This is a genomic window from Streptomyces sp. NPDC021100 (assembly GCF_044333095.1).
Taxonomy (GTDB): domain Bacteria; phylum Actinomycetota; class Actinomycetes; order Streptomycetales; family Streptomycetaceae; genus Streptomyces.
The window spans coordinates 107,665-133,689 of sequence record NZ_JBIRQH010000005.1; the positions used below are offsets into that span (position 1 = coordinate 107,665).

General features: G+C 73.9%; 25 protein-coding genes. 8 read left to right on the forward strand and 17 right to left on the reverse strand.

Going from position 1 to position 26,025, the window contains the following annotated elements; translation table 11 throughout:
• Positions 1 to 5: 5 nt before the first annotated feature.
• From ACH4PU_RS12595 to ACH4PU_RS12635, 9 genes are all read right to left on the reverse strand, one after another.
• On the reverse strand, positions 6 to 1,547 hold the full coding sequence (locus tag ACH4PU_RS12595; RefSeq protein WP_398270191.1) for an Hsp70 family protein: 1,542 nt from the start codon (positions 1,545 to 1,547) through the stop codon (positions 6 to 8).
• A 58-nt stretch (positions 1,548 to 1,605) separates the two neighbouring features.
• On the reverse strand, positions 1,606 to 2,220 hold the full coding sequence (locus ACH4PU_RS12600; protein WP_398270194.1) for a nucleotide exchange factor GrpE: 615 nt from the start codon (positions 2,218 to 2,220) through the stop codon (positions 1,606 to 1,608).
• Between the two features lie 63 nt (positions 2,221 to 2,283).
• Positions 2,284 to 2,694 (reverse strand): hypothetical protein, encoded by a 411-nt coding sequence (locus tag ACH4PU_RS12605; protein WP_398270197.1) that lies wholly within the window; start codon positions 2,692 to 2,694, stop codon positions 2,284 to 2,286.
• Positions 2,695 to 2,793: 99 nt separating this feature from the next.
• Entirely contained in the window at positions 2,794 to 3,360 is a 567-nt protein-coding gene (locus ACH4PU_RS12610; RefSeq protein WP_398270200.1) for a hypothetical protein, read from the reverse strand.
• Between the two features lie 5 nt (positions 3,361 to 3,365).
• Positions 3,366 to 4,487 (reverse strand): ROK family glucokinase, encoded by a 1,122-nt coding sequence (locus tag ACH4PU_RS12615; protein ID WP_398270203.1) that lies wholly within the window; start codon positions 4,485 to 4,487, stop codon positions 3,366 to 3,368.
• Positions 4,488 to 4,736: 249 nt separating this feature from the next.
• Entirely contained in the window at positions 4,737 to 5,564 is an 828-nt protein-coding gene (locus ACH4PU_RS12620) for an ATP-binding cassette domain-containing protein (RefSeq protein ID WP_398270206.1), read from the reverse strand.
• Positions 5,561 to 6,601: an ABC transporter permease gene (locus tag ACH4PU_RS12625; protein WP_398270209.1), complete on the reverse strand. Its 1,041-nt coding sequence runs from the start codon at positions 6,599 to 6,601 to the stop codon at positions 5,561 to 5,563. The genes ACH4PU_RS12620 and ACH4PU_RS12625 overlap by 4 nt, the downstream gene beginning before the upstream one ends.
• Entirely contained in the window at positions 6,598 to 7,569 is a 972-nt protein-coding gene (locus ACH4PU_RS12630) for a sugar ABC transporter substrate-binding protein (protein ID WP_224347398.1), read from the reverse strand. Before ACH4PU_RS12630 ends, ACH4PU_RS12625 begins: the two co-directional genes overlap by 4 nt.
• A 254-nt stretch (positions 7,570 to 7,823) precedes the next feature.
• The gene (locus tag ACH4PU_RS12635; protein WP_398270889.1) at positions 7,824 to 8,543 is read right to left on the reverse strand and encodes a GntR family transcriptional regulator; all 720 of its coding nucleotides are present in this window, start codon (positions 8,541 to 8,543) and stop codon (positions 7,824 to 7,826) included.
• A 272-nt stretch (positions 8,544 to 8,815) separates the two neighbouring features.
• On the opposite strand from ACH4PU_RS12635, the gene ACH4PU_RS12640 reads away from it, so the two are divergent.
• Entirely contained in the window at positions 8,816 to 9,496 is a 681-nt protein-coding gene (locus ACH4PU_RS12640; RefSeq protein WP_398270212.1) for a LysE family transporter, read from the forward strand.
• A 262-nt stretch (positions 9,497 to 9,758) separates the two neighbouring features.
• Here ACH4PU_RS12640 and ACH4PU_RS12645 read toward each other — a convergent pair whose 3' ends face one another.
• Together ACH4PU_RS12645 and ACH4PU_RS12650 are read right to left on the reverse strand one after the other, a co-directional pair.
• Positions 9,759 to 10,424, reverse strand: a complete 666-nt coding sequence (locus ACH4PU_RS12645) for a bifunctional 4-hydroxy-2-oxoglutarate aldolase/2-dehydro-3-deoxy-phosphogluconate aldolase (RefSeq protein WP_398270214.1) — start codon at positions 10,422 to 10,424, stop codon at positions 9,759 to 9,761.
• Between the two features lie 331 nt (positions 10,425 to 10,755).
• Positions 10,756 to 11,193 carry a ribonuclease domain-containing protein gene (locus ACH4PU_RS12650; RefSeq protein ID WP_398270216.1) on the reverse strand — a complete coding sequence of 146 codons (438 nt, stop codon included), beginning with the start codon at positions 11,191 to 11,193 and terminating at the stop codon, positions 10,756 to 10,758.
• Positions 11,194 to 11,351: 158 nt separating this feature from the next.
• On the opposite strand from ACH4PU_RS12650, the gene ACH4PU_RS12655 reads away from it, so the two are divergent.
• From ACH4PU_RS12655 to ACH4PU_RS12665, 3 genes are all read left to right on the forward strand, one after another.
• The gene (locus ACH4PU_RS12655) at positions 11,352 to 11,996 is read left to right on the forward strand and encodes a helix-turn-helix domain-containing protein (RefSeq protein WP_398270219.1); all 645 of its coding nucleotides are present in this window, start codon (positions 11,352 to 11,354) and stop codon (positions 11,994 to 11,996) included.
• Positions 11,989 to 12,222 (forward strand): DUF6126 family protein, encoded by a 234-nt coding sequence (locus ACH4PU_RS12660; RefSeq protein ID WP_398270222.1) that lies wholly within the window; start codon positions 11,989 to 11,991, stop codon positions 12,220 to 12,222. The genes ACH4PU_RS12655 and ACH4PU_RS12660 overlap by 8 nt, the downstream gene beginning before the upstream one ends.
• Positions 12,223 to 12,323: 101 nt before the next feature.
• Complete coding sequence (locus tag ACH4PU_RS12665) at positions 12,324 to 12,983, forward strand: transcriptional regulator (RefSeq protein WP_398270225.1); 660 nt, start codon at positions 12,324 to 12,326, stop codon at positions 12,981 to 12,983.
• Positions 12,984 to 13,032: 49 nt separating this feature from the next.
• Here the strand turns inward: ACH4PU_RS12665 and alc are convergent, their stop codons facing one another.
• A complete protein-coding gene (gene alc / locus ACH4PU_RS12670) occupies positions 13,033 to 14,175 on the reverse strand; it encodes an allantoicase (protein ID WP_398270228.1) in 1,143 nt (380 codons plus the stop codon).
• Positions 14,172 to 15,506: an allantoinase AllB gene (allB, locus tag ACH4PU_RS12675; protein ID WP_398270231.1), complete on the reverse strand. Its 1,335-nt coding sequence runs from the start codon at positions 15,504 to 15,506 to the stop codon at positions 14,172 to 14,174. Before allB ends, alc begins: the two co-directional genes overlap by 4 nt.
• A 215-nt stretch (positions 15,507 to 15,721) precedes the next feature.
• Here allB and ACH4PU_RS12680 point away from each other — a divergent pair, with 215 nt between their 5' ends.
• Positions 15,722 to 16,504: an IclR family transcriptional regulator gene (locus tag ACH4PU_RS12680; protein WP_398270234.1), complete on the forward strand. Its 783-nt coding sequence runs from the start codon at positions 15,722 to 15,724 to the stop codon at positions 16,502 to 16,504.
• A gap of 339 nt (positions 16,505 to 16,843) precedes the next feature.
• Here ACH4PU_RS12680 and ACH4PU_RS12685 read toward each other — a convergent pair whose 3' ends face one another.
• The gene (locus ACH4PU_RS12685) at positions 16,844 to 17,158 is read right to left on the reverse strand and encodes a DUF5955 family protein (protein ID WP_398270237.1); all 315 of its coding nucleotides are present in this window, start codon (positions 17,156 to 17,158) and stop codon (positions 16,844 to 16,846) included.
• A 153-nt stretch (positions 17,159 to 17,311) separates the two neighbouring features.
• On the opposite strand from ACH4PU_RS12685, the gene ACH4PU_RS12690 reads away from it, so the two are divergent.
• Positions 17,312 to 17,926 (forward strand): NTP transferase domain-containing protein, encoded by a 615-nt coding sequence (locus ACH4PU_RS12690; protein ID WP_398270240.1) that lies wholly within the window; start codon positions 17,312 to 17,314, stop codon positions 17,924 to 17,926.
• Positions 17,927 to 18,063: 137 nt separating this feature from the next.
• Here the strand turns inward: ACH4PU_RS12690 and ACH4PU_RS12695 are convergent, their stop codons facing one another.
• Positions 18,064 to 18,291, reverse strand: coding sequence for a hypothetical protein (locus ACH4PU_RS12695; protein WP_398270244.1), 228 nt, complete (start codon positions 18,289 to 18,291; stop codon positions 18,064 to 18,066).
• A 453-nt stretch (positions 18,292 to 18,744) separates the two neighbouring features.
• On the opposite strand from ACH4PU_RS12695, the gene aceB reads away from it, so the two are divergent.
• Together aceB and ACH4PU_RS12705 are read left to right on the forward strand one after the other, a co-directional pair.
• Positions 18,745 to 20,361 (forward strand): malate synthase A, encoded by a 1,617-nt coding sequence (gene aceB, locus ACH4PU_RS12700; protein WP_398270247.1) that lies wholly within the window; start codon positions 18,745 to 18,747, stop codon positions 20,359 to 20,361.
• A 287-nt stretch (positions 20,362 to 20,648) separates the two neighbouring features.
• On the forward strand, positions 20,649 to 22,568 hold the full coding sequence (locus tag ACH4PU_RS12705; protein ID WP_398270893.1) for an ABC transporter ATP-binding protein: 1,920 nt from the start codon (positions 20,649 to 20,651) through the stop codon (positions 22,566 to 22,568).
• A gap of 178 nt (positions 22,569 to 22,746) precedes the next feature.
• On the opposite strand, the gene ACH4PU_RS12710 is transcribed toward ACH4PU_RS12705, so the two are convergent.
• On the reverse strand, positions 22,747 to 24,282 hold the full coding sequence (locus ACH4PU_RS12710) for a YfcC family protein (protein WP_398270250.1): 1,536 nt from the start codon (positions 24,280 to 24,282) through the stop codon (positions 22,747 to 22,749).
• 48 nt (positions 24,283 to 24,330) lie between these two features.
• Positions 24,331 to 26,016 (reverse strand): solute carrier family 23 protein, encoded by a 1,686-nt coding sequence (locus tag ACH4PU_RS12715; protein ID WP_398270253.1) that lies wholly within the window; start codon positions 26,014 to 26,016, stop codon positions 24,331 to 24,333.
• Positions 26,017 to 26,025: the final 9 nt, after the last annotated feature.

The following is a 26,025-nucleotide window of genomic DNA, read 5'->3' on the forward strand; positions in this document are numbered from 1 at the left end:
CCGCCTCAGCCGATCCGCTGGCGGCTCATCGCGACCCGCGCCTCGTCGACCGCCTCCTGGGACAGGCCCCCGATCCGCACGGAGATCTCGATCCGCTCGCCGGTCTCCCGCTCGGTGGCGACGACGCCGAGCAGCCCGGAGGTGTCGAGGGTGAAGACGCACTGGAAGGGCCAGCGCTTCGGTTTGCCCGGCGGGATCTTCAACGTGCCCTCGGCGACGGCGGTGTTGTGCGCCGGCTCGTCCGACTCCACCGCGCCCGCCTGCTCCATTACCTGGATCCTGACCTGCCGCTGGTCGTCGCGGAGGGTGTGGAAGTCGTCGGTCACCGACGCCGGAAGGACGTCGTTGGCGTGCACGAGGTGGGCGACGTACTCGCGGCCGGTGTCGATGTCCGTGACCTTGATGCCGTAGCCGCGCGAGGCGACGGTGGAGATGTCGTAGGGGCGGTGGGCGAGGCCGGTCTCCACCGCGCCGGACGCTTCCTCCGCCCGGTCGAGGGCGTAGAGCGCGGCGCCGCGGGCCACCGCGAGGTCGGGGTTGTGCAGCCTCGGTTCGAAGCCGAACTGGGCGCGCAGGGCGGCGGCGACGGCCGGCATCTTGGTGGCGCCGCCGACGAGCAGCACCTCGTCGAAGGACGTCACCCCGCGTTCCGCGGCCAGTTCGACGGTCCGGCGGGTGATGTCGACGGTGCGGTCGAGCAGATCGCGGGTCAGCTCCTCGACCAGCCCCCGGGTCAGCTCCACCGCCTCGACCCTGCCCTGGTGCATGACGCGGACCGTGTAGCGCTCGCGGAAGGACAGCGCCTTCTTCGCCTCCTCGGCGTCCTTGCGGAGCTGCGTCTCGGACTGGGGGTCGGACAGCGGGTCGTCGGCGTCCGGGAAGCGCTCGCGGAAACGGTCCGCCAGGTGCGCCACGACGCGGTCGTCGAAGTCGCTGCCGCCCAGCTCCTTGGCGCCGTCCGTGCAGAGCACGGTCAGTTCACGCCCGCGCAGGGTGAGCACGGTGGTGTCGAAGGTGCCGCCGCCCAGGTCGTACACGAGGATGGCCCGGTCCCCGTGCTCCTCGGCGCCTTCCAGGGCCCCGTAGTCGAGCGCGGCCGCGATGGGCTCGGCCACCACGTCGAGGACGCGCAGCCCGGCGATCTCGCCGGCCTTGCGGGTGGCGTCCCGCTCCGCGAGCCCGAAGTAGGCGGGCACGCTGATCACCACGTCGCGGGCCTCCTCGCCGGTGGCCGCCTTCGCGTCGTCGACGAGCTTGCGGAGGATGCGGGCGGAGATCTCCTCCGGTGTGTAGGCGCGGCCGTGGAACTCGCGCGGCACCGTCTCGCCCATGTCCCGCTTGACAAGCTGGACGACGTGGTCGGGGTCGAGGACGGTGGCGTCCTTGGCGCTCTGTCCGACGACGACGCTGTCGGCGCTCTCGAAGTAGACGACGGACGGTGTGGTGTCCGCCCCCTCGATGTTGCGCAGCACGGCCGGTCTGCCGACGTCGTCGATCCGTGCGACGCAGGAGTAGGTGGTCCCGAGGTCGATGCCGTACACGGCCATAGGGTCTCTCTCCCGCCACCGGGACGCCCGCGTTCGGGCCCGTCCCGTCCGTTGTCCGTCAGTTGTCCTGGTGCGTCGCGTCCTGATAGGCCGTGTCCCGGTACGCCGTTGTGTCCTGCGTGTCCTCCGGGGTAGGAGGGGGCGCCGGGGTGGAAGTGGCCGCCGGGGAAGAGGCGTTCGGCGGGGCGTCCGGTTCCCACCGGCGCACCACGACGTCGGCCTTGCGCACGACCCGCTCCCCCTGCACGAACCCGGCCGCCACGACGCGCGCCACCGTCCGTTCCTCCTCGGGGGACCCGGCGGCGACGCGGCCCACCGGCCGCTGCAGCGTCCTGTCGAACGCCTCGCCGGGCCGGGGAACGTACCGCTCGACGCCGGTCCTGGCCACGGTGTCCGCCGCCTCGTCGGCCAGCGCGGTCAGCAGGGCCCGCAGTTCGTCGACGCCGAGCGGGCCGGTGACGTGCTCGGCCTGGCGGAGGATCTGGTCGTGAAGCCGGATGAGGGAGTGACGCACGAGGTCGAGCGCCGTGTCCATCTCGCCCTGGCGCAGCCGCTCGACCTCGTCGTGCAGCCTGGTCACGATGGCCTCACGGCGCTCGGCGAGCCGCTGCTGACGGGCGAGGGCCTCGGTGAACTCGGCTGCGAGAGAACAGAGTTCGAATTGTTCCGACACGTCGCTCACAGTAGCCCCTGGGGGCGTCGCACGTCAGCCGAGTCGGCCGCTCCTCCTTCCCCGTCAGTTGTTCAAGGTGAAGCCGTTCACGTCCCGGCTCTGGACGGCCGTGGTCACGGTGCTGTTGGAGATAGTGTTGCTCACATTGCCGGAGCCCGTCCGGCTGGGCTCCAGGGCCTCCGCCCGCCGCCGCCAGTCCGCGAGGGCTTGCGCGAACGCGGGGTCCTGCCGGGCCCGGAGGGCCAGCGCCTCGGCCAGCTCGGCGGCCCGCTCGGCGTCGTCGGGCGCGTCGGCCAGGGCGGTCAGCTCGCCCTCCTCCGGCTCCCCGCCCGGCCGCCACCGGACGACCAGGTTCCGCAGGGTCTGCCACGCCTGATTCCCCGCCGCACCGGCGGTCCCGCTGGCCAGGGCCATGAGCAGTTCGGGTGCTATCTGTTCCATGAGGTCCTCCACCTCGCCCGACGCTCGGGCCATGGGTCGAGGGTAGGCCGGGTGGGGCCGCTGGGACCCGGGTTCGCCGAAGGAAACCCCCGGTCCGGCGGAAACCGCCGGCCGGAGCGGCGGAACGGACCGTCAGGGACTCGTCGTCGAGACGACGAACACCCGCGGGTAGCGCGGGTCGTCGAGGTTCGCCGTGACCTCGATGTTGGGCTTGGGCTTGTCCTCCTCGCGGACCGTGCCCGCCCAGTGGTGCTTGCCGGTGAACTTCCAGCCGACGGTGTCCGCCTCGTCCTCGTCGATGGTCACGTCGCCCTCCTCCAGGTCGGAGGGCTTCATCCCGTGGTCGTTCAGCCACTGGCCGAACTTGTCGTGGGTGGTGGTGAACTGGAGGAAGAGGGAGCTGGACTTCCAGGAGTTGGTCTCGTAGTGGGCGACGTCCTCGGCGTCCGCCGGGACGGTCACCTCGTAGAGCCGCCGCTGGAGCCGGGAGGGCCAGCCCTCCTCCAGGCCGGTGATGGTGTGCTCCTCCTGCTTGTCGCCGTTGCCGTCGCGGCTCTGCAGCGCGGAGATGTAGAGGTAGCCGGCCGGGATGGCGACGAGCAGGAAGACGACCAGCGGCTTGAGCCAGCGGCGCGGGCGGGGGCCGCCCGGGGTGTCCCCGGGCGTCTCCGCGGCCTCCTGGCGGTCCGTGTGCTCCATGGTGATCACCCGCGGCCGGCCCGCGCGTAGCGCTCGTACCGTTCGACGCGGCGCCGGTTGGCGCGCCGGAAGCGGCGGGCGACCAGCCGGGCGAGGTCGGCGGCGCCGACCATGCCGGCCTCGGGGCCGAGCTGGGCGCGGACGATGCGGGCCTCGGGGCGGTAGCCGCGGCCGGTCAGGTGGCGGCGGAAGGCGTCCCGGGCGGGGCCGATCAGCAGGTCGTCGGCGGCGCTGACGCCACCGCCGATGACGAAGCAGGACGGGTCGAGGGCGGCGGCGAGGTTGGCGATGCCGACGCCCAGCCACTGGCCGATGTCCTGGAGCAGCTCGACGCACATGGCGTCGCCGTTGCGGGCCAGCTCGGTGATGAGCGGGCCGGTGATCTCGGGGATGTTGCCGCCGACGCGGTCGATGATCCCGTACGCCACCGGGGACTCGGCGGCGGCCAGCTCGCGGGCCTCGCGGACGAGGGCGTTGCCGGAGCTGTACTGCTCCCAGCAGCCGCGGTTGCCGCACGGGCAGCGGTGTCCGCCGGGGACGACCTGCATATGCCCGAACTCGCCCGCGACGCCGTACTTGCCGCGCTTGACCTGCCCGTCCTCCAGGATGGCGCCGCCGATGCCGGTACCCAGCGTGATCATGACGAGGTGGTCCTCGCCCCGGCCGGCGCCGAAGCGCCACTCGGCCCAGGCGGCGGTGTTGGCGTCGTTGTCGACCATGACGGGGACGGCCAGCCGGCCGGCCAGCCGGTCGCGGAGCGGCTCGTTGCGCCAGGACAGGTGCGGGGCGAAGAGGACGCGGTTGCGGTCGGCGTCCACCCAGCCCGCCGCGCCGATGCCGACGGCGTGCACGTCGTGCCGGTCGGAGAGGTCCAGGACCAGCTCGACGATGGTGTCCTCGACGACCTTGGGGCTCTTGGACTTGTCCGGCGTCTCGGTGCGGACCTTCTCCAGGATCGTGCCGTCGGCGTCCACGACGCCCGCCATGACCTTGGTGCCGCCGATGTCGATGCCGACCGTGGGCACCCGGGGCGCGGTGAGGTGGGAACGGCGTTCGCGCGATCCGGTGGTACGGAGGACGGTGGCCCGTGCGGAGCCCCGGTGGACCCGCTCGCGGTAGATGCTCATCGCGGCACCTCCGCGCCTCGGTGGGCTCCGGCGGCAGATCGGGGGCGTGCTCGCACGAGGTCGTCGTCCCTGCGGTGGTCTCGGGAGGCCCTGGGCCTCGCGGATGCGGTCGGTGCGGGTGCTGCCCGCGTCGCCGATTGTGCCTCACCGGCGGTGTCCGCCGCACAATGGGCGGACGGCGGACGGACGGCGGGCGCACGACGGACGGCGGGGCCCGCACCGCTTCCGGCGCCGGGCCCCGCGGGGCGGCTAGGCGTCCTCGCCGGGGGCGCCGTCGGCCTTGTGTGCCGCCAGGTCGGGGGCGGGGGCCCGTTCCAGCTCGTGGCTCAGCTGCTCCAGCTCGCTGCCGCCCGCCATCTGCCGGGTGAGCTCGTCCAGGCCGATGTCGGCCTTGGCGTGGCTGCCGGCCATGGCACCCCGCTTGAGCAGCACGAACCGGTCGCCGACCAGGTAGGCGTGGTGCGGGTTATGGGTGATCAGCACCACACCGAGGCCCGCGTCGCGCGCGGCGGCCACGTACTTCAGGACGACGCCGGACTGCTTGACGCCGAGCGCGGCCGTCGGCTCGTCCAGCACCAGGATCTTCGCCCCGAAGTGGACGGCGCGGGCGATGGCCACGCACTGCCGCTGGCCGCCGGAGAGGGTGCCGATGGGCTGGTCGACGTCGTGCAGCTCGATGCCCATCCGGGCGAGCTCGGTGCGGGTGGTCTCGCGCATGGCGGCCACGTCGAGGCGCTTGAACGGGCCCCGGCCCTTGGTCGGCTCCGAGCCCAGGAAGAAGTTCCGCCACACCGGCATCAGGGGGACGACGGCGAGGTCCTGGTAGACCGTGGCGATGCCCCGGTCCAGGGCCTCCCGGGGGGAGCCGAGCCGGACCTCCTCGCCCTCGATCTCGAAGGTGCCGGCGTCGTGCCGGTGCAGCCCTGCGATGATCTTGATGAGGGTGGACTTGCCGGCGCCGTTGTCACCCAGCACACAGGTGATCTCACCCGCGTGGACCTCCAGGGAGACGTCCTCCAGCGCGCGGATGTTGCCGTAGTCCTTGCCGACGCCGGCCAGTCTGACCAGAGCGCTCATTTGCTGGCCTCCGCGCGCTTCCGGACCCAGGCGTTGAGCAGGGTCGCCAGCAGCAGCATCGCGCCGAGGAAGAACTTGAACCAGTCCGGGTTCCACTGCGCGTACACGATGCCCTTGCTCGTCATGCCGAAGATGAACGCGCCGACCGCCGAGCCGATGGCCGACCCGTAGCCGCCGGTCATCAGGCAGCCGCCGATGACGGCCGCGATGATGTAGAGCAGCTCGTTGCCGACGCCCTCGCCGGACTGCACCACGTCGTAGGACATCAGCAGGTGCTGGCCGGAGACCCAGGCGCAGAACGCGACCGCCATGTACAGGCCGATCTTGGTGCGCCGGACCGGGACGCCGACCGCGCGGGCCGCGTCCACGCCACCGCCGACCGCGAAGACCCAGTTGCCGGCGCGGGTGCGCAGCAGCACCCAGGTGGCGACGGCGACCAGGCCGATCCACCACACGACGGTGACCTGGAGGTCCACGTCACCGAGGGTGAAGTGGGAGGCGAAGAGGGCGCGGGCGGACTCGAAGCCCTCCATGTCCCCGATGGTCTTGGTGGAGACGGTGCCGCTGATGAGCTTGGTGAAGCCGAGGTTGAGGCCCGTGAGCATCAGGAACGTGCCGAGCGTGATGATGAAGCTGGGCAGTTTGGTGCGGGTGAGCACGAAGCCGTTGAAGAAGCCGATCGCCAGGGTGACGAGCAGCGAGACGCCGACGCCGACCCAGACGTTGGCCGTCATCTGGTAGCTGAACATCGAGGAGACCAGCGCCGAGCTGGTCACCATCACACCGGCCGACAGGTCGAACTCGCCGCCGATCATCAGCAGCGCCACCGGCACGGCCATGATGCCGATGGTCGACGACGCGTAGAGCACGGTGGAGAGGCTCGACGCCGACAGGAAGGAGTCGGCGACGATCGCGAAGAAGACGAAGACCGCGGCGGCGCCGACGACCGAGCCCAGCTCGGGGCGGCCGAGCACCCGGCGCGGCAGGCTCCGGACCCGCGGGGCCGCCTCGGGGGCGGTGGCGGTGGTGCTGCTCATCGCGTCCCCCGCTTGGTGTACTCGGCCAGCACCTTGGCGTCGTCCTTGGTGACGATCTGCGGGCCGGTGAGGACCGGGCGGCCGCCGCCGAGCATGTCGCGGTTGTAGCGGTAGAGCCAGAGCAGGTCGACGGCCTCGTAGCCCTGGAGGTACGGGTCCTGGTCGACGGCGAAGCCGAGGGAGCCGTCCTTGAGGGAGTCGGCGACCTTGGCGTTGAGGTCGAAGGTGTCGACCTCGGCCTTGCTGCCCGCCTGCTGGGCGGCCTTCACGGCGGTCGGCGCGAAGGGGGCGCCGAGCGTGACGACGGCGTCCACGTCCTTGTCGGACTGGAGCTTGGCCTCGATGGAGGACTGGACGTTGGGCATGTTGGTGCCCTCGACGTAGAGGTTCACCACCTCGCCCTTGAAGGACTTCTTCACACCCTCGCAGCGCTGTTCGTGGCCGACGTTGCCCTGCTCGTGCAGGACGCAGACGGCCTTCTTCTTCCCGCGCTCGTTGAGCTGCTCGCCGACGGCCTCGCCCGCGATCACCTCGTCCTGGCCGATGTGGGTGAGGGCGCCGAACTCCTTGGACTTGTCCGAGCCCGAGTTCACCGTGATGACCGGGATGCCGGCCTTCTCCGCCTTGGCCACAACGTCCTTCATGGCGTCCGGCTTGGCGAGGGAGACGATCAGGCCGTCGACCTTCTGGTCGATCATCGCCTGGACGCTCTGGGCCTGCTTGTTCCCCTCCACGTCGTGCGCGTAGAGGAACTTGATGTTGTCCTTCACGGCCGCCTGCTTGGCACCGCTCTGCACGATGTCCCAGAAGGTGTCGCCATCGCCCGAGTGGGTGACCATCGCGAAGGTCCACCGGGGCGTGTCGACCGCGGAGCGGCCCTGGGCGGCCTTGGCGGCCCGCTCCTCGGCGCGCTTGCCGCCCGTACTGCTGCACCCCGCCAGTGTGGCGCCGAGCACCGCTGCCAGCACGGCGCTCACCGCACGTACGCCTGTCCGAACCCTTGCCACGAGGACTTGCCCTTCCACTGTCTGTCACGGTGCGGCCGGGCCCCGGTCCCGCGGGCCCGACCGCCCAAGTATCCGTCACGATCCGTCACGGTCGTCCGGCGGGGCTTTTCCCGGCGCGGTGTGCAGGTGTTCTAGTGGTGTGCACCACACCACGTCAATACTTTGTCAGAACATTCTGTCGACCGGATGATCTCCGGCGGTCCCGGGGGACCGTCTCACGGCCGGGCCAGCAGCTGGAAATCGAAGGAGTAACGGGACGCGCGGTAGAGGTGCGCACCGAGCTCCACGGCCCGTCCCGTGTCGTCGAACGTCGTCCGCTCCATGGTCAGCAGCGGCGCCCCGGCCGGCTCCGCGAGCCGCTCGGCCTCCTCGGCGGTGGCGGCGCGGGCGCCGATGGTCTGCCGGGCGCTGTGCAGGGTGATGCCGGCGGAGCGCATCAGCCGGTACAGGCCGGTCTCGGCCAGGACGTCGCCGTCGAGGTCGAGGAGGCCGACGGGGAGGTGGTTGCGGAGGTGGGCCACGGGCTCCCCGTGGGCCAGGCGCAGCCGCTCGACGCGGACGACGTCCGTCCCCTCGGGCACCCCGAGGGCGGCGGCGACGCGGGCGGTGGCCGGCTCGGTCGCACGGCCCAGCAGCAGGGTGGCGGGCTGCTGGCCGGCGGCCTCCAGGTCGTCGTAGAGGCTGCTGAGCTCCAGGGGGCGCTTCACCTGGCTGTGCACGACCTGGGTGCCGACCCCGCGGCGGCGCACCAGCAGGCCCTTGTCGACGAGCGACTGGATCGCCTGCCGCACGGTCGGCCGGGACAGCCCCAGCCGCGCGGCCAGCTCGATCTCGTTCCCGAGCAGGCTGCCGGGGGCGAGCCCGCCCTGCTCGATGGCGGCTTCGAGCTGCTGGGCGAGCTGGTAGTAGAGCGGGACGGGGCTGCCGCGGTCCAGGGAGAACTGGAGGGGGCGGTGGAGCGGGGGCTGGTCGTGCGGGGGTCGGTGCTTCGCCACCCCGTGGAGGGTAGCGGGGGGACCTGATGACGGGAAGTCCGGAGGTTCGGTTGTCCGGACATACGAGCCCTGTCCTCTGGGCCGCCGGCGGGCGTCGGCCGCCGGCGGGCACTCTGGCGCGCCTCCTGGGAGCACGCGAGGATCGCTCCGGCGTGCGGGCACGGGCTTCGCCGGGGGAGCGTCGACGATCACGACTCGGCAGAGGAGCGGCGATGAAGGTTCTGGCCCTCGGAGTGGCGCTCGGTCTGAGCGCGGGCGTCAGCCCCGGGCCGCTGCTGGCGCTGGTCCTGTCGGGCACGTTGCGCGGCGGGCTCGGGGTCGGGCTGCGGGTGGCCGCCGTGCCGCTGCTGACCGACTTACCGGTGATCGTGCTGTCGGTGACGGTGCTCTCCGCGCTGCCGGACCGGGCGGTCGCGGCGGGCGGCCTTCTCGGCGGCCTGTTCCTGCTGTGGCCGGCCTGCACCACGCTGCGGGAGGCGCGGACGGCCACACTGCCGCGGCCGGAGGGCCCGGCCGCGTCGGGCGCCGTCTCCGGGCCGGACGCCTCCCCCGCGTCGGACGCCTCCGCCCATACGTCCGCCGGCCGGCGGACCGTCCGGCAGGGCGTGGTGGTCAACCTCCTCAGCCCGCACCCGTGGCTGTTCTGGCTGACGACCGGGGCGCCGCTGCTCGTCGACGCGTGGCGGGAGCGCCCCGGGGGCGCCGTCGGCTTCCTCGTCGCCTTCTACGCGCTGCTCGTGGGCAGCAAGGCGCTCCTCGCCCTGGTGGTGGCCCGCACCCGGCACCGGATGAACACCCGCGTCTTCCGGCTGCTGCTCGCCGGGTCGGGCCTGTTGCTGCTGGCCGCCTCCGCGCTGCTGCTGGTGAGCTTCGGCGCGCGGGCGATCGGGTGAGGCCCGCTCCGGCGCGGGGTGAGGCGGGGGACAACGCGAGGGGGGGACGACGCGAGCGGTACGGAGCCGGTGGAGCGGCACGCGGCGATGCCCCGGCCGGGGCGCGGGCGGGCGGTGGCGTTCGGCAGGCGCCTCCGCGACAAGGTGCGCCCGACTCCCCCTGCGCGGCGCGGTCGGGCACCGGGGCGTTGACCGTGCGGGGCCGCAGGCCGGGGAAGCGCGCCGCCCGACGGCCCGCACTCCCCGCCGCGCCTGTCCGCGCCTATTCCGTCCCCCCGGCGCCCGGGGCGCCCATCGCCTCGTCCCCGTCCGCCTCCGCCAGCCGGGCGATCAGGTCCTCCACCCGCTTCGCCACCGCGTCGCGGTCGCCCTCCGCCAGGACGCCGCCGATACCGCAGGCGACGGCCCCGGCGGCGATCCACTCGGGGGCGGTGTCGACGCCGACGCCACCGCTGGGGACCAGGGCGGCCTGCGGCAGTTCGGAGCGGATCTCGCGGACGCGCCCGGGGTGGTGACCGGCGGCGGGGAACAGCTTCAGGGCGTCGGCGCCCAGCTCCAGCGCGCGGACGATCTCGGCGGGCGTCGAGACGCCGGCGAACACCGGGACGCCGTAGCGGTGGCCGGTGCGCAGCACTTCGGGGTCGAGGGCGGGCGAGGCCAGGAAGCGGGCCCCGGCCTCGACGGCCATCCGCGCGGAGGCCGCGTCCAGGACCGTGCCGGCCCCGATGAGCGCCTCGTCGCCGACCTCCCGGACCAAGGTGGCGACGGCGTCGAGGGCGAAGGGCGTGGCGAGGGATATCTCCAGGCTGGTGAGGCCGGCCGAGAGCAGCGTGCCGGACGTCAGTGTCGCCTGGTCGTAGCTGTCGCCGCGGACCATGGCGAGGACGCGTTGCCCCAGCGCTGCCCGGGTGATCTCCCAGCGGTACACGACAGTTCGCCGCCCTTCTCGTCGCGCGCGGATCGTTCGCGGTGCGCGTGGCCGCGGTGCACGGTTCGCGTGGCCGCGGTTCGCCGAACGAGAAGAACGGTAACGGCAGGGACTGACATCCGACCCCGTCTCGCGGCTCCCCGGACGCGCGAAACGGACCGCGGGAGCGTGCGGGGGTACGGCCGGGCGTGACGACACCTGGCCTGTTGTGCGCGGGGCCTGACGCTCCATCAGCTCACGCACCGGGACGACCGGGCTACGGAACACCCGGTTCCGGCGAGGGCGCGGACGACGTGAGCCGGCCGGGCGGCACGCGCCCGGCCGGCGGCGGTCAGCAGGAGAAGTCGATCCGGGCGAACGACTGGTAGTGGTCCGCGCTGTAGTAGTCCTCGTGGTCGGCCCGGCCGGCGACGATCCGGCGCGCGCCGCGGTCGGGAGAGCCCGGCGTGACCACGGTGTACTCGTGGTAGTAGCCGCTGCCCTGCTGGGGCAGCACGCCCTCGCGGTTGGAGAAGACCGTGCCGTCCTTGGGGTACGGGAAGGGGCCGCCCTCGTCGATCAGGTCCAGCGTGTCCTGGGCCTGCGACGGCAGGGCGGACTGACAGACGTGGCCGACGCCCTTCACGGCGAGCGAAACGGCCGTGACGGAGGGGGCAGAGGGGGTGGAGGAGGCGGGAGCCGCCATGGCGGCGGCGGGGGCGCCGAGGAAGAGGAAGGAGGCCAGCGCGGCCGGCACGCCGAGGCGCGCGAAACGGTGGGGGATGTTCATGCGCCCAGGATGACGCGCGTAGCGCATGTCATGTCAACGACAAACGGCTGATGTTTGCTCACCGTTCACCGAATCCGGGGACAACCTCGAAGAGAGGGGAGTTTGCCTCTGAGGCAACAACTTTTGCCTTTGAGGCATGGCAGGGCTATACCGGGAGCATGAGCCCAAACACCGGCACGGACGCCCCCGAGACCGAGGATCTCCCCGCCGTCGCACCGCAGTTGCGCGCGCTGCGCACCCGCAGCGCACTGACGCTGGAGGCGGCGGCCGCCCGGGCCGGACTGTCGCCCGCTCACCTGTCCCGGCTGGAGACCGGCCGCCGGACGCCGTCCCTCCCCATGCTGCTCGCGCTCGCGCGCACCTATGGAACGACGGTATCCGACCTCCTGGGCGAGGCGCCCCAGACGGCGGATCCGATCGTGCGCGCGGACCGGATGGAGCCCCACCGGGCGGGCGGCTGGACGTACTGGCGCGCCGGCGGCTCCGGTCGCGCCATGCAGGCCCTGCGGCTGCACGTGCCGCACGGCCACGACGCGGCCGGCCAGGAGGGCCTGGTGCGGGTGCACCCGGGCGAGGAGTGGCTGTACGTCACCGGGGGCCGGCTCCGGCTGTCCCTCGGCGGGACGACGCACCTGCTCGACCCGGGCGACGCGGCCCACTTCGACTCGCTCACCCCGCACCGCATCGCGTCCGCCACGCCCGGCGGGGTGGACCTGCTGTTCATGCACACGCTGATGCAGAGCGGCGCGGCCGGGCTGTGCCTCGGCGACGCCGGACCCAACCGGAGGGGACACCGTGAGTGACACCGCGCACCGTCAACCGGCGGCACCGGCCGCGCACGACGCCGGAACGGCACCGGCGGCCTCGCCGGAGCCCGCCGCCCCTGCCGCTCCCGCCGCCCCCGTCAAGGAGGCGGCACAGGTGGAGGACCGCGCGCCCATGGGCATGGCGGTGCGGGTCTTCATCTACCTGGTCGCCGTCCACTTCATCTCCGCCTTCTTCTTCCTCCTCTTCTACCTGGGCAAGTGACCGCTTTCCACCTGGTCGAGTGACCGCTCCGGGCGGGGTCCGACCGCTATCCTGGCGGCCCGTCCCCGCACCGGGCCCACCCCCAGGAAGGCGGAACGCCGATGGCGCGCACGGCCCAGGACGTCCTGGCGGACGCGGTGCGCGAGCCGGCCCAGGACACCGGCGCCAACCGGCTCGTCCCCCTGATCGCCGACGGCTCGGCACCGCGTTCGGTGATCGCCGCGTTCGCCCTGGAGCAGCACCACGTCATCGCGTCCGACCGGACCTCCTACCGCCACCTGGCGGCACGGTCGGCGGGCCGCCCCGCCGTCGAGGCGTTCTTCGCGCCGCTCGCGGACGGCGAGACCGCCGCCCTGGAGCTGCTGGGACCGCTGGCGGCGGCCTGCGGCCTGGACGAGCGGGCGGTCCGGGCGTACGAGCCGACGCCGGGCTGCCAGGCGTACCCCGCGTACACGTCCTGGCTGGCGCTGCAGGCCGAGCCGGTGGACGTGGTGGTGGCCCTGACCGTCAACTACGCGACGTGGAGCGGCTACTGCGCCGTCCTGGGCCGGGCGCTGCGCGCGCACTACGGGTTCGACGACACGGCCTGCGGCTTCTTCGACCTCTTCGCCCGGCCCGCGCCGGACGCCGCCGACGCGGCCCTGGCGGCGGTCGCGGCCGGGCTGGCGGACGGCGTCCTCACGGAGGGCCTGGCCCACCGGTACGGCCGGCTGCTCCAGAGCTACGAGACGATGTTCTGGAACGCGCTCGCGGAGACGTGACGGTCCCGGAGACGTGACGACCGCGCACCCACGCACCCCGCCCGCCGCATCACCCGCCCCACCGCTCCTCGAGCCCCCGCACCCCCTCCCCCGTCAGCGTGCCGTGCGCCCGCAGCCGGGCGATCCCGCCGTCGGGGTGGATGTCGAGCCGCAGGTGGGTGGCGACCGGGTGGCCGGGCAGCGGGAAGCGGTGGACGGAGTCGGGGCGGAGGCGGGTGCGGGGGATGATCTCCGTCCAGTCGCCGTCCGCCGCCGCGTCGCGCGCGGAGAGCGCCGCCCAGCCCGCCGCGTTGCCCTTGTAGCAGCCGGTGTCGATCTCGACGGCGCGCAGCAGCGACTGTCCGGCCAGCCGGTAGCGCACCCAGTCGTGGCCCCGGTCGCGCCGGCGGCGGGTCTCCCAGCCGTCGTCCATGCGCCGGGAGCGGCCCGGCAGGATGGTGCCGGACGGCGAGGAGTAGAAGCGGTCGGAGGCGTCCTCGACCAGGCCGCCGTTCTCCAGCGCGGCCACGTCCACCGTCTCCAGCGCGGTGAGCCAGGCCGGGTCCGGGACGGGTTCGCCGTGCACGCGGAGGCGGGCGATGCCGCCGTCGGGGTACTGCTTGAGGCGCAGGTGGGTCCAGCGGCGCGGGTGGTCGACGGCGAAGGCGTTGGCCGCGTGGCCGCCGACCGGGGTGCGCGGGACGAGGACGGTCCACCGGACGTCGTCCGGCGACAGTTCCTCGGGGGACGGCGTGCCGGGCAGGGCGGCGGCCTCGACGCTCACGGCCTGCGGGTGGTTGCCGCGGAAGTGCGCGGTGTCGACGACGAGGCCGCGGACGACGCCCGGCACGCCGAGCCGGACGAGGGCCCAGTCGTGGTCGTCGTCGGCGGGGTACGGGTGGGCGGCGGACGGGCCGCGGCGGCGGCGGGTCTCCCAGCCGTCCATGACCTTGCCCTTGTGCCCGAAGTGCTCCGGCTCGAACCGGGCGGGGCCGGGGACGAGGAGGTTCTCGCGCTCGGCGAAGAACTCGTCGTTGGCGGCGATGACGGCGCCGCCGAGCCGGCGGTCGGCGAGGTCGGGAAGGTGGCCGAACGGCGGTTCGGCGGCGGCCCGGTAGTCGGCGTACGGATCGCCGCCCCGGTAGGGCCGCGCGGGGCCGGCGAACGAGGTGAGGGCGGCGGATATCCCGCTGACGGTGCCGCTGGTGGTCATACGCGCTCCAGGAGTCGGCCGGTGGGTTCGGTGAGGGCGCCGCGGTGGTGGATCCGCCGGCCGCGCAGCCAGGTGGACCGGACGACGCCGCTCAGGGCGCGGCCGGCGTAGGCGGTCACCGGGTTGCGGTGGTGCAGGGCGGCCGGGTCGACGGTGAACGTCTCGTCGGGGGCGAGGACCGCGAAGTCCGCGTCGCGGCCGGGCTCGATGGCGCCCTTGGCGGTGAGCCCGGCGAGGGCGGCGGGGGCGGTGGCCATCCAGCGGGCCACGTCGTCCAGGGTGTGGCCGCGCCGGCGGGCCTCGGTCCAGACGGCGGGCAGGCCGAGTTGGAGGGAGGCGATGCCGCCCCAGGCCCGGCCGAAGTCGGGGACCTTGAGGTCGGCGGTGCACGGGGAGTGGTCGGAGACGACGCACTGGACGGTGCCGGCGGCCAGTCCGGCCCACAGCGCGTCCCGGTTGGCGGCCTCCCGGATGGGCGGGCAGCACTTGAACTCGGTGGCGCCGTCCGGGACTTCCTCCGCCGTGAGGGTCAGGAAGTGCGGGCAGGTCTCGGCGGTGATCCGGACGCCGGCCGCGCGGGCGGCGGCGAGCGTGCCGAGCGCGTCGGCGGAGGACAGGTGCAGGACGTGGACGCGGGTGCCGTGCCGGCGCGCGACGTCGACGAGCCGTTCGACCGCCGCGTTCTCGGCGTCGCGCGGGCGGGAGGCGAGGAATCCGGCGTAGCGGGGCCCGTCCGGGCCGGGCGCGCCGTCCAGCCGCTCCGGGTCCTCGGCGTGCACGATCAGCAGCCCGTCGAAGGCGGCGAGCTCGGCGGCGGCCGCCTCCAGGGCGGCGGCGTCCAGCGGCGGGAACTCGTCCACCCCGGACGGCGAGAGGAACGCCTTGAAGCCGAGCACGCCGGCGTCGTGCAGCGGGCGCAGGTCGGCCCGGTTGTCCGGCACCGCGCCGCCCCAGAAGCCGACGTCGACGTGGACGGCGGGCCGGGCCGTGTCCCGCTTGATCCGGAGATGGGCGACGGTGGTGGTGGGCGGGACACTGTTGAGGGGCATGTCGACGAGGGTGGTGACGCCGCCGGCCGCGGCGGCGCGGGTGGCGGTGGCGAAGCCCTCCCACTCCGTGCGGCCGGGATCGTTGACGTGCACGTGGGTGTCGACGAGCCCGGGCAGGAGGACGTCGTCCCCGAGATCCTCGACCGGAACGCCGGGAGCGACCGGGGCGACGTGATCGCCGACAGCGGCGATACGGCCGTCCTCGACGGCGACGGAGGCGGGGCGGGTGCCGTCGGGCGTCACCACGCGCCGGGAACGCAGGACGAGCTGCCGGTCGGACACGACGCCCCCCCGAGGGTCAACAGGCGGATTTCAACGTTCTGTTGAACAGCACTGGCCCGCAGTTTTCATCTCTGACGGGACCCCGTCAACCCCTCCACCCCCACCAGCGGGTTTCCGTCCACCGGGATCGCACTTCCACGCCCCAGAACCGAGGGTGAGCCACCGGCCACGGCCCGGTAGGCTGCTCCCACCCCACCCCGGAAGGACCGCGACCAGTGCCCTCGTCCGAGCCCAGAACCCCGTCAGCCACCGGGGGCGTGCAGTCCCTCGAGCGCGCCTTCGTCCTCCTGGAGCGCATGGCCGACGCCGGCGGTGAGGTCGGGCTGAGCGAACTGGCCACGGCCAGCGGCCTGCCGCTGCCCACCATCCACCGGCTGATGCGCACCCTCGTCGCCACCGGCTACGTCCGCCAGCAGCCCAACCGCCGCTACGCCCTCGGCCCGCGCCTGATCCGCCTCGGCGAGAGCTCCGCCCGCCTGCTCGGCACCTGGGCCCGGCCGCACCTGACCCGGCTCGTCGACGAGACGGGCGAGACCGCCAACATGGCCCTGCTCGACGGCGACGAGGTCGTCTACGTCGCCCAGGTGCCCTCGCGCCACTCGGTCCGCATGTTCACCGAGGTCGGCCGGCGCGTCCTGCCGCACACCACCGGCGTCGGCAAGGCCCTCCTCGCCCAGGCCCCCGACGACGAGGTCCGCGCGATCCTCGGCCGCACGGGCATGCCCGCCGCCACCGAGAAGACCATCACGTCCCCCGACGTCTTCGTCGACGCCCTGGCCCGCGTGCGGGACTCCGGCTTCGCGGTCGACGACAACGAGCAGGAGATCGGCGTCCGCTGCCTGGCCGTCCCGGTCCCCGACTCCCCCACGGCCGCGGCCATCTCCATCTCGGGCCCGGCGGGCCGCGTCACGGAGGAGGCGACGGAACGCATCGTCCCCCTCCTGAAGCAGGTCGCGGCGGAGCTCGCGGCGACGCTGGCGAACACGACACCGGCCTGACGGCCGGGGAGTGGGGGGCGCGGGCGGGTCCCGCGCCGGCCGACGGCAGCGGCGGGTGATCGGGTGGCTGCCGACCGCGTCCTCGCGGACACCTCGGCCGCCGCCGTACCGGGTGCCGGCTGCGACGCGGAAAACACCGCCCTGGTCCACCTCGCCCGTGCCCAACTCGCCTGGCTCCCGGGTCGCCGGCCCGACGGTCGGCGGTCCTCAACCGGGGCGGCGCGGCCGACAGCCCCCTGCCCCGGCCGCTTCGGCCCCTCCGCGCGGTTGTCCTCGATCGCCGGACGGGCTGTTCAGCCCGTTGGGGGTGCACCCTCCGGGAGAGAGGCCGGGGCGCCTCTACCCCGCGAAGCGGTCGACCGCCTCGCGGACCTCGTTCAGGGCCGGGGCCAGAGCGCTCACCGAGCCGACGGCGCCCGCCACGAGCAGCAGGGAGCTGCGCAGGCGCGAGACCTCCGGAGTGCCCGTACGGGCCATCGCGTCGAGGGCGGCCAGCTCGTCCTCGGCAGCCTCCCGGTCGGGTAACCGGGCGGGGTGCGCGGCCAGCGCCCTGCGGAGCCGGGAGACCGCGGCGCCCAGCTCGTCCACCCTCGGGTCCCGCTCGCCGGCACGGCCCGTCGGCCCCTCTTCCACCACCACGGCGCCTTCCGCCACGAATCTCCCCCTGCCCACGCCACGCGCGATCAGTTAACGCCACTTTCCGCGGGCCGCGCCACACGGAAAGCGAAATTCAGGCCGCGTCTTCCTGAGCGACCGGCGAACTCCCGTACGGCGCGCGGGTGGCCGCGATTGCGCTATGCAAGGGGCATGACGCTGACGAGGGAAGAAGACGCCCCGCCGGTCGCCGGGCTGCTGCTGGCCGCGGGCGGGGGGCGGCGGCTCGGGGGCCGGCCCAAGGCGCTGCTGGAGCATCGGGGCCGCACTCTGGCCGAGCGCGCGGTCGCGGAGCTCGCGGCGGGCGGCTGTGGGCCGGTGCATGTCGTCGTGGGCGCCGAGGCGGCGGAGGTGCGGCGGCGGCTCGCGGGGGCGGCGTGCACGGTGGTCGGGAACCCCGACTGGGCGGACGGCATGGGCTCCTCGCTACGGAGCGGTCTGGCGTCGCTCGCCGGGACCGGGGCGTCGGCGGTGCTGGTGATGCTGGTGGACCAGCCGGGGATCGGCGCGGCGGCGGTGGCCCGGGTGGTGGCGGCGCACCGGGCGGGGGCCGGTCTGGTGGCCGCGTCGTACGCGGGCCGCCGCGGTCACCCGGTCCTCTTCGCCCGCCCGCACTGGGCGGGCGTCGCCGCGTCGGCCACGGGCGACCGGGGCGCGCGGGCGTATCTGCGCGCGCATGCTGCGGCGGTGACCACCGTCGCCTGCGACGACGTCGCCGATCCGGACGACCTCGACACCCCGGCGGACCTCCTCCGGCTGCTCGGCTGAGTCCCCGATGCTCTTTGGTCCTCTCCGGACGGATCTCCGGACGGATCTCCGGACGGATCTCCGGACCCGCCCGGCCGGTCCGGACGACGCCCTGCCCTGCTCGGGGTGCCCGCCCGGGGCAGCCGGCCCCCCCGACCTCAGTCGCCCCCACCCGCCCGCGCGCCCCCGCCGAGCAGTCCCAGCGCGCTCAGCACGGCGACGGACAGCGTCATCCACCCGAGGAACGCCCCGCCGCCGTACAGCACGGCACCCGCGGTCGGTTCCCCCGTCGCCCGGGACAGCACCCCGGCCGCCACAGCCACCAGCAAGGACGTCGTGAACGCCAGGAGCACGAGAAGCACCTGGACGGGAAATGTGGGTCTCACCGGTCGATCCCCTTCCGCGAATGCCGCGAAGCGAAGGCGGTGGTCGACCCGTCGGCAGGCGCGCCTCGGCCCGGCCACCGCTGCGCGATGGTCCGCCGAGGCTCCGCGACGATCGGAGACTCACGTCGAGCTTGGTTACGGACGGGGCCCGAGCACTGTCCCCCATCGGACACGTCGCCAGTGCTCCGCTCGGCTCCCGGTCGAGCAACCTCCAGCGTATCCAAGGCCGTTCACCGGCACCAGCGCCTCGCGTCCGACGGCACTCCGGGCCACCGGCACTCGTCCGCCCGCCCCGACTCCCCACCCGCCCGGCGGCCGGAAAGCACCCCACCCCCACCTCGCCGCATTGAATTTCCGTCATGCGGAATCTAACCTCCAAAGAGATCGTCATCGTGCGGCACTCCGTGCCGCACCGACCCGCATCTCCCGAGCCCCCGAGCGAGGAGTGAGCCCATGCCCGCAGCAGCGCCGACCCCGTCCGTCGCCGCCGGGACCGCGACCGTGACGCGCCAGGAGGAGGTACTGACCGGCCCGGCCCTGGAGTTCGTGGCCGCCCTGCACGAGCGGTTCACCCCGCGCCGTGACGACCTGCTGGCCCGCCGCACCGAGCGGCGCGCGGAGATCGCCCGCACCGGCACCCTGGACTTCCCGCCGGAGACCGCGCACGTCCGCGAGGACCCGACGTGGCGGGTGGCCCCCGCCCCGGCCGCGCTCGACGACCGGCGGGTGGAGATCACCGGGCCGACCGACCGCAAGATGACGGTCAACGCCCTCAACTCCGGCGCCCGCGTGTGGCTCGCGGACTTCGAGGACGCCTCCGCCCCCACCTGGCGGAACGTCGTCCAGGGCCAGCTCAACCTGATCGACGCGTTCGAGCGCCGCATCGACTTCACCACCGCCGAGGGGAAGGCGTACGCCCTGCGGCCGGACGAAGAGCTGGCGACCGTCGTCGTCCGGCCGCGCGGCTGGCACCTCGACGAGCGCCACCTCACCGTCGCCGGCCGGCCCGTGCCCGGCGCGCTGGTCGACTTCGGCCTCTTCTTCTTCCACAACGCGCGCCGCCTCGCCGAGCGCGGCGAGGGGCCGTTCTTCTACCTCCCCAAGCTGGAGTCGCACCGCGAGGCGCGGCTGTGGAACGACGTGTTCGTGTTCGCGCAGGAGCGGCTGGGCCTGCCGCACGGCACGGTCCGGGCCACCGTCCTGATCGAGACGATCACCGCGGCGTTCGAGATGGAGGAGATCCTCTACGAGCTGCGCGACCACGCCTCCGGCCTCAACGCGGGCCGCTGGGACTACCTCTTCTCGCTCATCAAGAACTTCCGCGACGCGGGGGCGGAGTTCGTCCTGCCCGACCGCAACGCCGTCACCATGACCGTGCCCTTCATGCGCGCCTACACCGAACTCCTCGTCCGCACCTGCCACAAGCGCGGCGCGCACGCCATCGGCGGCATGGCGGCCTTCATCCCGTCCCGCCGCGACTCGGAAGTCAACGAGGCGGCCCTGGCGAAGGTCCGGGCCGACAAGGAGCGGGAGGCGGCCGACGGCTTCGACGGCTCCTGGGTGGCCCACCCCGACCTCGTCCCGGTCGCCCGCGCCGCCTTCGACGCCGTCCTCGGCGACCGCCCGCACCAGAAGCACCGGCTGCGCGAGGACGTCCGCGTCACCGCCGGACAGCTCCTCGCGCTCGGCACGACGGAGGCGAAGCCGACCTTCGAGGGGCTGCGGAACGCCGTCCAGGTCGGCATCCGCTACATCGAGGCGTGGCTGCGGGGGCAGGGCGCGGTGGCCATCTTCAACCTAATGGAGGACGCGGCGACGGCGGAGATCTCCCGGTCCCAGATCTGGCAGTGGGTGCACACCGGCGTCGTCCTGGCGGGCGGCGAGAAGGCGACGCCCGCCCTCGTCCGCGAGGTGGCGGCGGCCGAACTCGACGCCGTCCACGCCGAGCTGGGCGACACCGCCTTCGCCGCGGGCCGCTGGCGCGAGGCTCATGACCTGCTGCTGCGGGTCGCTCTGGACGACGATTACGCGGAGTTTCTTACGCTGCCGGCGTACGAGTTGCTCGACTGATCCGCTTCGCGGGGGGGGTGCCCCGGTCCCGCCCTTTCACCGTTTCCTGGGGCTGTGCCCCAGTCCCCCCCTTTTCGCGGCTTCGCCGCTCGTCCTCAAGCGCCGGACGGGCTGAATGTCAGCCCGTCCGGCGTTTGAGGACAACCGCGCGGAGCGCGGTTTCGGGGGTGCGGGGGCCGGCCCCCGCAAGAAACGGTGAAAGGGCGGGACCGGGGCACACCCCCACCCCGCCACGCTCCCCGCTTTACCTCGACAAAGGTTGAGGTCCTACCGTTCCTCCCATGAGCATGGAAACCACCGCCTGGATGCAGCTGCACGGCCTGATCAACGCGCAGCGCAACCAGCGTCCCTTCGCCCGGGCCACCCTGCGCCGCATCGGCGCCTTCGCCCGCCCGCACCGCCGTCACATCATCCGTTTCGTCCTGCTCAGCATCGCGGGCGCGCTGCTCGCCGTGGCGACGCCGGTGCTCGCCGGGCGGGTGGTGAACGCGATCGTGCACGGCGACGACCCTGGCACGGTCGTCCGGCTCGCCCTGCTGATCGCCGCCATCGCGCTGGGCGAGGCGGCGCTCGGCCTGCTCAACCGCTGGCTGTCGGCGACCCTCGGCGAGGGGCTGATCCTCGATCTGCGGACGGCGGTCTTCGACCACGTCCAGCGGATGCCGGTGGCGTTCTTCACCCGCACCCGCACGGGCGCGCTGGTCAGCCGGCTGAACAACGACGTGATCGGCGCGCAGCGGGCGTTCAGCAACTCGCTGTCAGGGGTCGTCGGCAACCTGGTGACGCTGCTGCTCACCCTCGCCGTGATGCTGACGCTGTCCTGGCGGATCACCCTGCTGGCGCTCGTGCTACTGCCGGTGTTCGTGATCCCCGCGCGCCGGGTGGGATCCCGGATGGCGCGGCTCCAGCGGGAGGCCGCCGACCTCAACGCCGCGATGGGCACGCGGATGACCGAGCGGTTCTCGGCGCCGGGCGCCACGCTGGTGAAGCTGTTCGGGCGGCCGGACGACGAGTCGGCGGAGTTCGCCGCGCGGGCACGCCGGGTGCGGGACATCGGGGTGCGGACGGCGATGGCCCAGTCGGCGTTCATCACCGCCCTCACGCTCGTCTCGGCCCTCGCCCTGGCCCTGGTGTACGGGCTGGGTGGCTGGTTCGCGCTGCGCGGCTCCCTCGAACCGGGCGCCATCGTCTCCCTCGCGCTGCTGCTCACCCGGCTGTACGCGCCGCTGACCGCGCTGGCCGGCGCCCGCGTCGAGATCATGAGCGCCCTCGTCTCCTTCGAGCGGGTTTTCGAGGTGCTGGACCTCAAGCCGCTGATCGCGGAGCGGCCGGACGCCCGGCCGGTGCCGGACGGGCCCGTCTCGGTCGAGTTCGAGGACGTCCGCTTCGGCTACCCGTCGGCCGACAAGGTCTCCCTCGCCTCCCTGGAGGAGGTCGCCGCCCTCGACACGCGCGGCGGCACCGAGGTGCTGCACGGCGTCTCGTTCCGCGCCGAGCCCGGCCAGACGATCGCCCTCGTCGGCTCGTCGGGCGCCGGCAAGTCCACCATCGCGCAGCTGCTGCCCCGGCTGTACGACGCGGACGCGGGCAGCGTGCGCCTCGGCGGCGTCGACGTCCGCGATCTGACGGCCGCCTCGCTGCGGGCCACGCTCGGCATGGTCACCCAGGACGGCCACCTCTTCCACGACACCGTCCGCGCCAACCTCGTCCTCGCCCGGCCCGGCGCGACGGACGACGAACTGTGGGACGCGCTGCGCCGGGCCCGCCTCGACGACCTGGTGCGCGCGCTGCCGGACGGGCTCGACACGGTCGTCGGCGAACGCGGCTACCGGCTCTCCGGCGGCGAACGGCAGCGGATGACGATCGCCCGGCTGCTGCTGGCCCGCCAGCGCGTCGTCATCCTGGACGAGGCCACCGCCCACCTCGACAACACCTCCGAGGCCGCCGTGCAGGAGGCCCTGGCGGAGGCCCTGGAGGGCCGGACGGCCGTGGTGATCGCCCACCGGCTGTCCACGGTCCGGACCGCCGACCAGATCCTCGTCGTCGAGGCCGGCCGGATCGTCGAACGCGGCACGCACGACGAACTCCTCGCGCTGGGCGGGCGCTACGCGGAGCTGTACCGCACGCAGTTCGCGGGAACGGACGGAATGGGGGGAACGGAGGGCGACGAGCGGGCGCTGCCCGCGCCGGAGGTCGCGGCGCCGTGACGGGCACGGGGGCGTGACGGGCGCGAGGGCATCCCCGGGCCTTGGGCGTCCCCGCACCTGGAGGTCCCCGGGCCGGGTCGCGCCGACGGGCCGTTGTCGCTCCGGAGTACCGGGCGGCGACCACAACCCGGACCGGGCGGCGACCGCACCCCGCGCCAGGCGGCGCCCGCGCCCCGAACTACGTGGCGACCGCGCCGAACGCCACGAACCCGCAGATCAGCACCGCCAGCACGGCCAGCAGCGGCCAGACGAAGCGCAGGTACCGGTCGTAGCCCACCTTCGCCAGCGACACCCCGCCGACCACCACGGCCGTCGTCGGCACCCACAGGTTCATCCAGCCGCTGGCCGCCTGCCAGGCCGTCACCACCACCGCCCGGGAGACGCCGGCGAAGTCGGCGAGCGGGGCGAGGATGGGCATGGCGAGGGTGGCGTGGCCGGAGGTGGAGGGGATCAGGAAGGCGAGGGGGAGGTTGACGACGAAGACCATCACCCCGAAGAGCGAGGCGGCGGTGCCGGTGACGGCGCTCTCGATCGAGTGCAGCACGGTGTCCGTGATGCGGGCGTTGTTCATGATGACCGTGACGCCGCGGGCGAGGACGATCGTCAGGGCCGGGGCGAGGAAGTCGGCCGCGCCCTGGACGACGACCGCGCTCAGCCGCCGCTCCCCCAGCCGCGCGACGATCCCCACCAGCAGCGCGGCCGTGAGGAAGAGGGCCGCCAACTGGGCGAAGGACCAGCCGAGTTCCCGGCCGTAGGGCGTGGCGTCGGCGCGCCCGGTGAGCGCGCTCGCCCAGGGGATCACCGAGAAGATCATGAAGACGAAGACGGCGGTGACCAGGGCGAGCACGGTCCGGTGCAGCCCGGTGAGGGCGGGCGGTTCGGCGGAGGCGGCGGCCAGTTCCCGGTCGCCGGGCAGGAAGCCGACGAGGGAGCGCTCGGGGCGGGCGCGCACCCGGCGCGCGTACCAGAGGACGTAGGCGATGGTGACGCCGGTGAGGACGAGCCACATCGCGAACCGCAGGGTGATCCCGTCGCCGAGCGAGACGTCGGCGGCGGACGAGGCCACGCCCGTCGCGAACGGGTTGACGGTGGAGGCGAGCACGCCGACGCCCGCGCCCAGGATGATCGTGCCGGTGGCGACCATCCGGTCGTACCCCAGGGCGAGCATCAGCGGCACGATCAGCCCGTAGAAGCCGAGCGTCTCCTCGGCGAAGCCCTCCACCGTGCCGAGCAGCGAGAAGACGGTCATCACGCCGGCGATGAGCAGGGCGCCGCGGGCGCGCAGCCGGTGGGCGAGGCGTTCGATGCCGCGGTCGAGGGCGCCGGTGGCGAAGACGACGGTGATGAACGCGCCGATGGCGAGGACGAACAGGAAGACTCCGGCGCTGCCGTAGAGGGTGCCGGCGGCGTCGGCGGCGACCTGGCCGGTGCGCGGATCCCGAACGCCGTAGAGGCCGTTGACGGGGGCGAGGAACAGCTCGCCCAGCCGGTGGACGAAATCGCCGGGCGCCGCCTCGCGGTGGTACGTGCCCTGGACGGGGTCGCCGGCCGGGGTCCGCCGGTAACTGCCGGAGGGGATGACGAAGGCGAGGGCCCAGACGACGACGGTGACGGCGACGAGCACGGTGAGGGCGCTGGGGAAGACGAAACGGCGGCCGCCGGGCTCGCTCTCGGCGGGGCCGGCGGTGTCGTCTTCCGGCGGCCGGTCGTCCATGGGGCCCCTCTCCGCACGGCGGATGCAGTCGGTGTGCCCCGATTATCACTAGATCAGCGGTTTCTCCCCTTCCGCCACGCGGGGCGCTTCGGCGGTCCGCCGGGCGCGCCCCACCCCCCGGAAGGCGAGATTGAGCAGAACGGCCGTCAGACAGCCGGCGCTGACGCCCGAGCCGAGGACGGTCCGCACCGCCTCGGGAACGGCGTCCCCGGCGTAGAAGGTCTTGGAGACCACGGGGATCATGCCCATGCCAAGCGACACGGCGGCGACGAGCACGTTGTCACCCCGGTCGAGCCCGGCCTTCACCAGGACGCCGATGCCGCTCGCCGCGACCGTCCCGAACAGCACCAGACCGGCCCCGCCCAGTACCGGCCGCGGCACCAGCGCGACCAGCGAGGCGAACGCCGGACTGAGCCCGAGGACGACGAAGACCAGCCCGCAGACCGCGACGGTGAAGCGGCTGCGGACGCCGGTGATGGCGACCAGGCCGATGTTCTGCGCGAACGCGCTGTTGGTGAAGCCGTTGAACGCCGGCGCGACGGCGCTGCCGAGGGTGTCCGCCCGCAGCCCCGCCGCGATCGTCCGCTCGTCCGCCGGCCGCCCGACGATCTCGCCGAGCGCGAGCATGTCCGCCGTGCTCTCCGTCATGCACACCAGCATCAGGATCGACATGCTCACCACGGCCGACACCTGGAAGTGCGGGTTCCCGAAGTGGAACGGCTCGGGGAAGCCGACGAGCGCCGCGTGCCGGGTGGCGGAGCCGTCCACCGCCCCCAGCGGAACGGCCAGCAGTGTCCCGGCGACCAGGCCGAGCAGCACGGCGATCTGCCGCAGGAACCCCTGGAGCAGCCGGCGCAGCACCAGCACGATCAGCAGTGTGGCCCCGGCCAGGCCGAGACCGGTCCCGGTCGCGGGCCGCTCGGGGTGGCCGTCCTGGATCCAGCCGAAGGCGACGGGGAGCAGGGTGAGGCCGATGAGGGTGATGACCGTGCCGCTGACGACCGGCGGGAAGAAGCGGACCAGCCGGCAGAAGTAGGGCGCCAGGAAGAAGCCGAGCACCCCGGCGACCATCACGGCCCCGAAGACCACGGGCAGCGCGTCCCGCCGGTCCGCCTGCCCGTCCGCGATGGCGAGGACGGGCGCGACCCCCGCGAACGAGACGCCGTTGACGAACGGCAGCCGCGCCCCGACCCCGCGGAACCCGATGGTCTGGAGCAGCGTGGCCAGCCCGGCCGTGAACAGGGCGGCCCCGACGAGGAAGGTGATCTGCCGCGCGGACAGCCCGACGGCGGCCCCGATCACCAGCGGCGGGGCCACGACACCGGCGTAGCTGGCGGCGACGTGCTGCAGCCCGGTCGCCAGCAGGCGGGTGGGGCGAGGGAGTTCGTCGACGGGGTGGACGGGCGGGGGCGGGCCCGGGAGCGCGCCCGTCGGCGGGGGCGTGGGAGGCGGCGGGACTTCGGACGGGTCGGCGGCCGGGGCGTCCGGCGGGCGGGCATCCGGCGGACGGGGGCCGGCCGGGTGAGCGTCCGGAGCGGCGGCTGGAGGAGCGGCGCCCACCAAGCCCGCGTCCACCGGGCCCGCGTCGTCCGCCGCCGCGCGGCCCGGAGTGTCGTCCGCCGGTCCAGGAGTCGGAGGTGCGACCGCCGCGCCGGGCGCACGCCCCGGCGGTCCGGGGATACGCCGCCCCGATGGGGGCGGTTCGGCGTCGGCGGACGGGCTGGGCACGGTCACGGAGCGTTC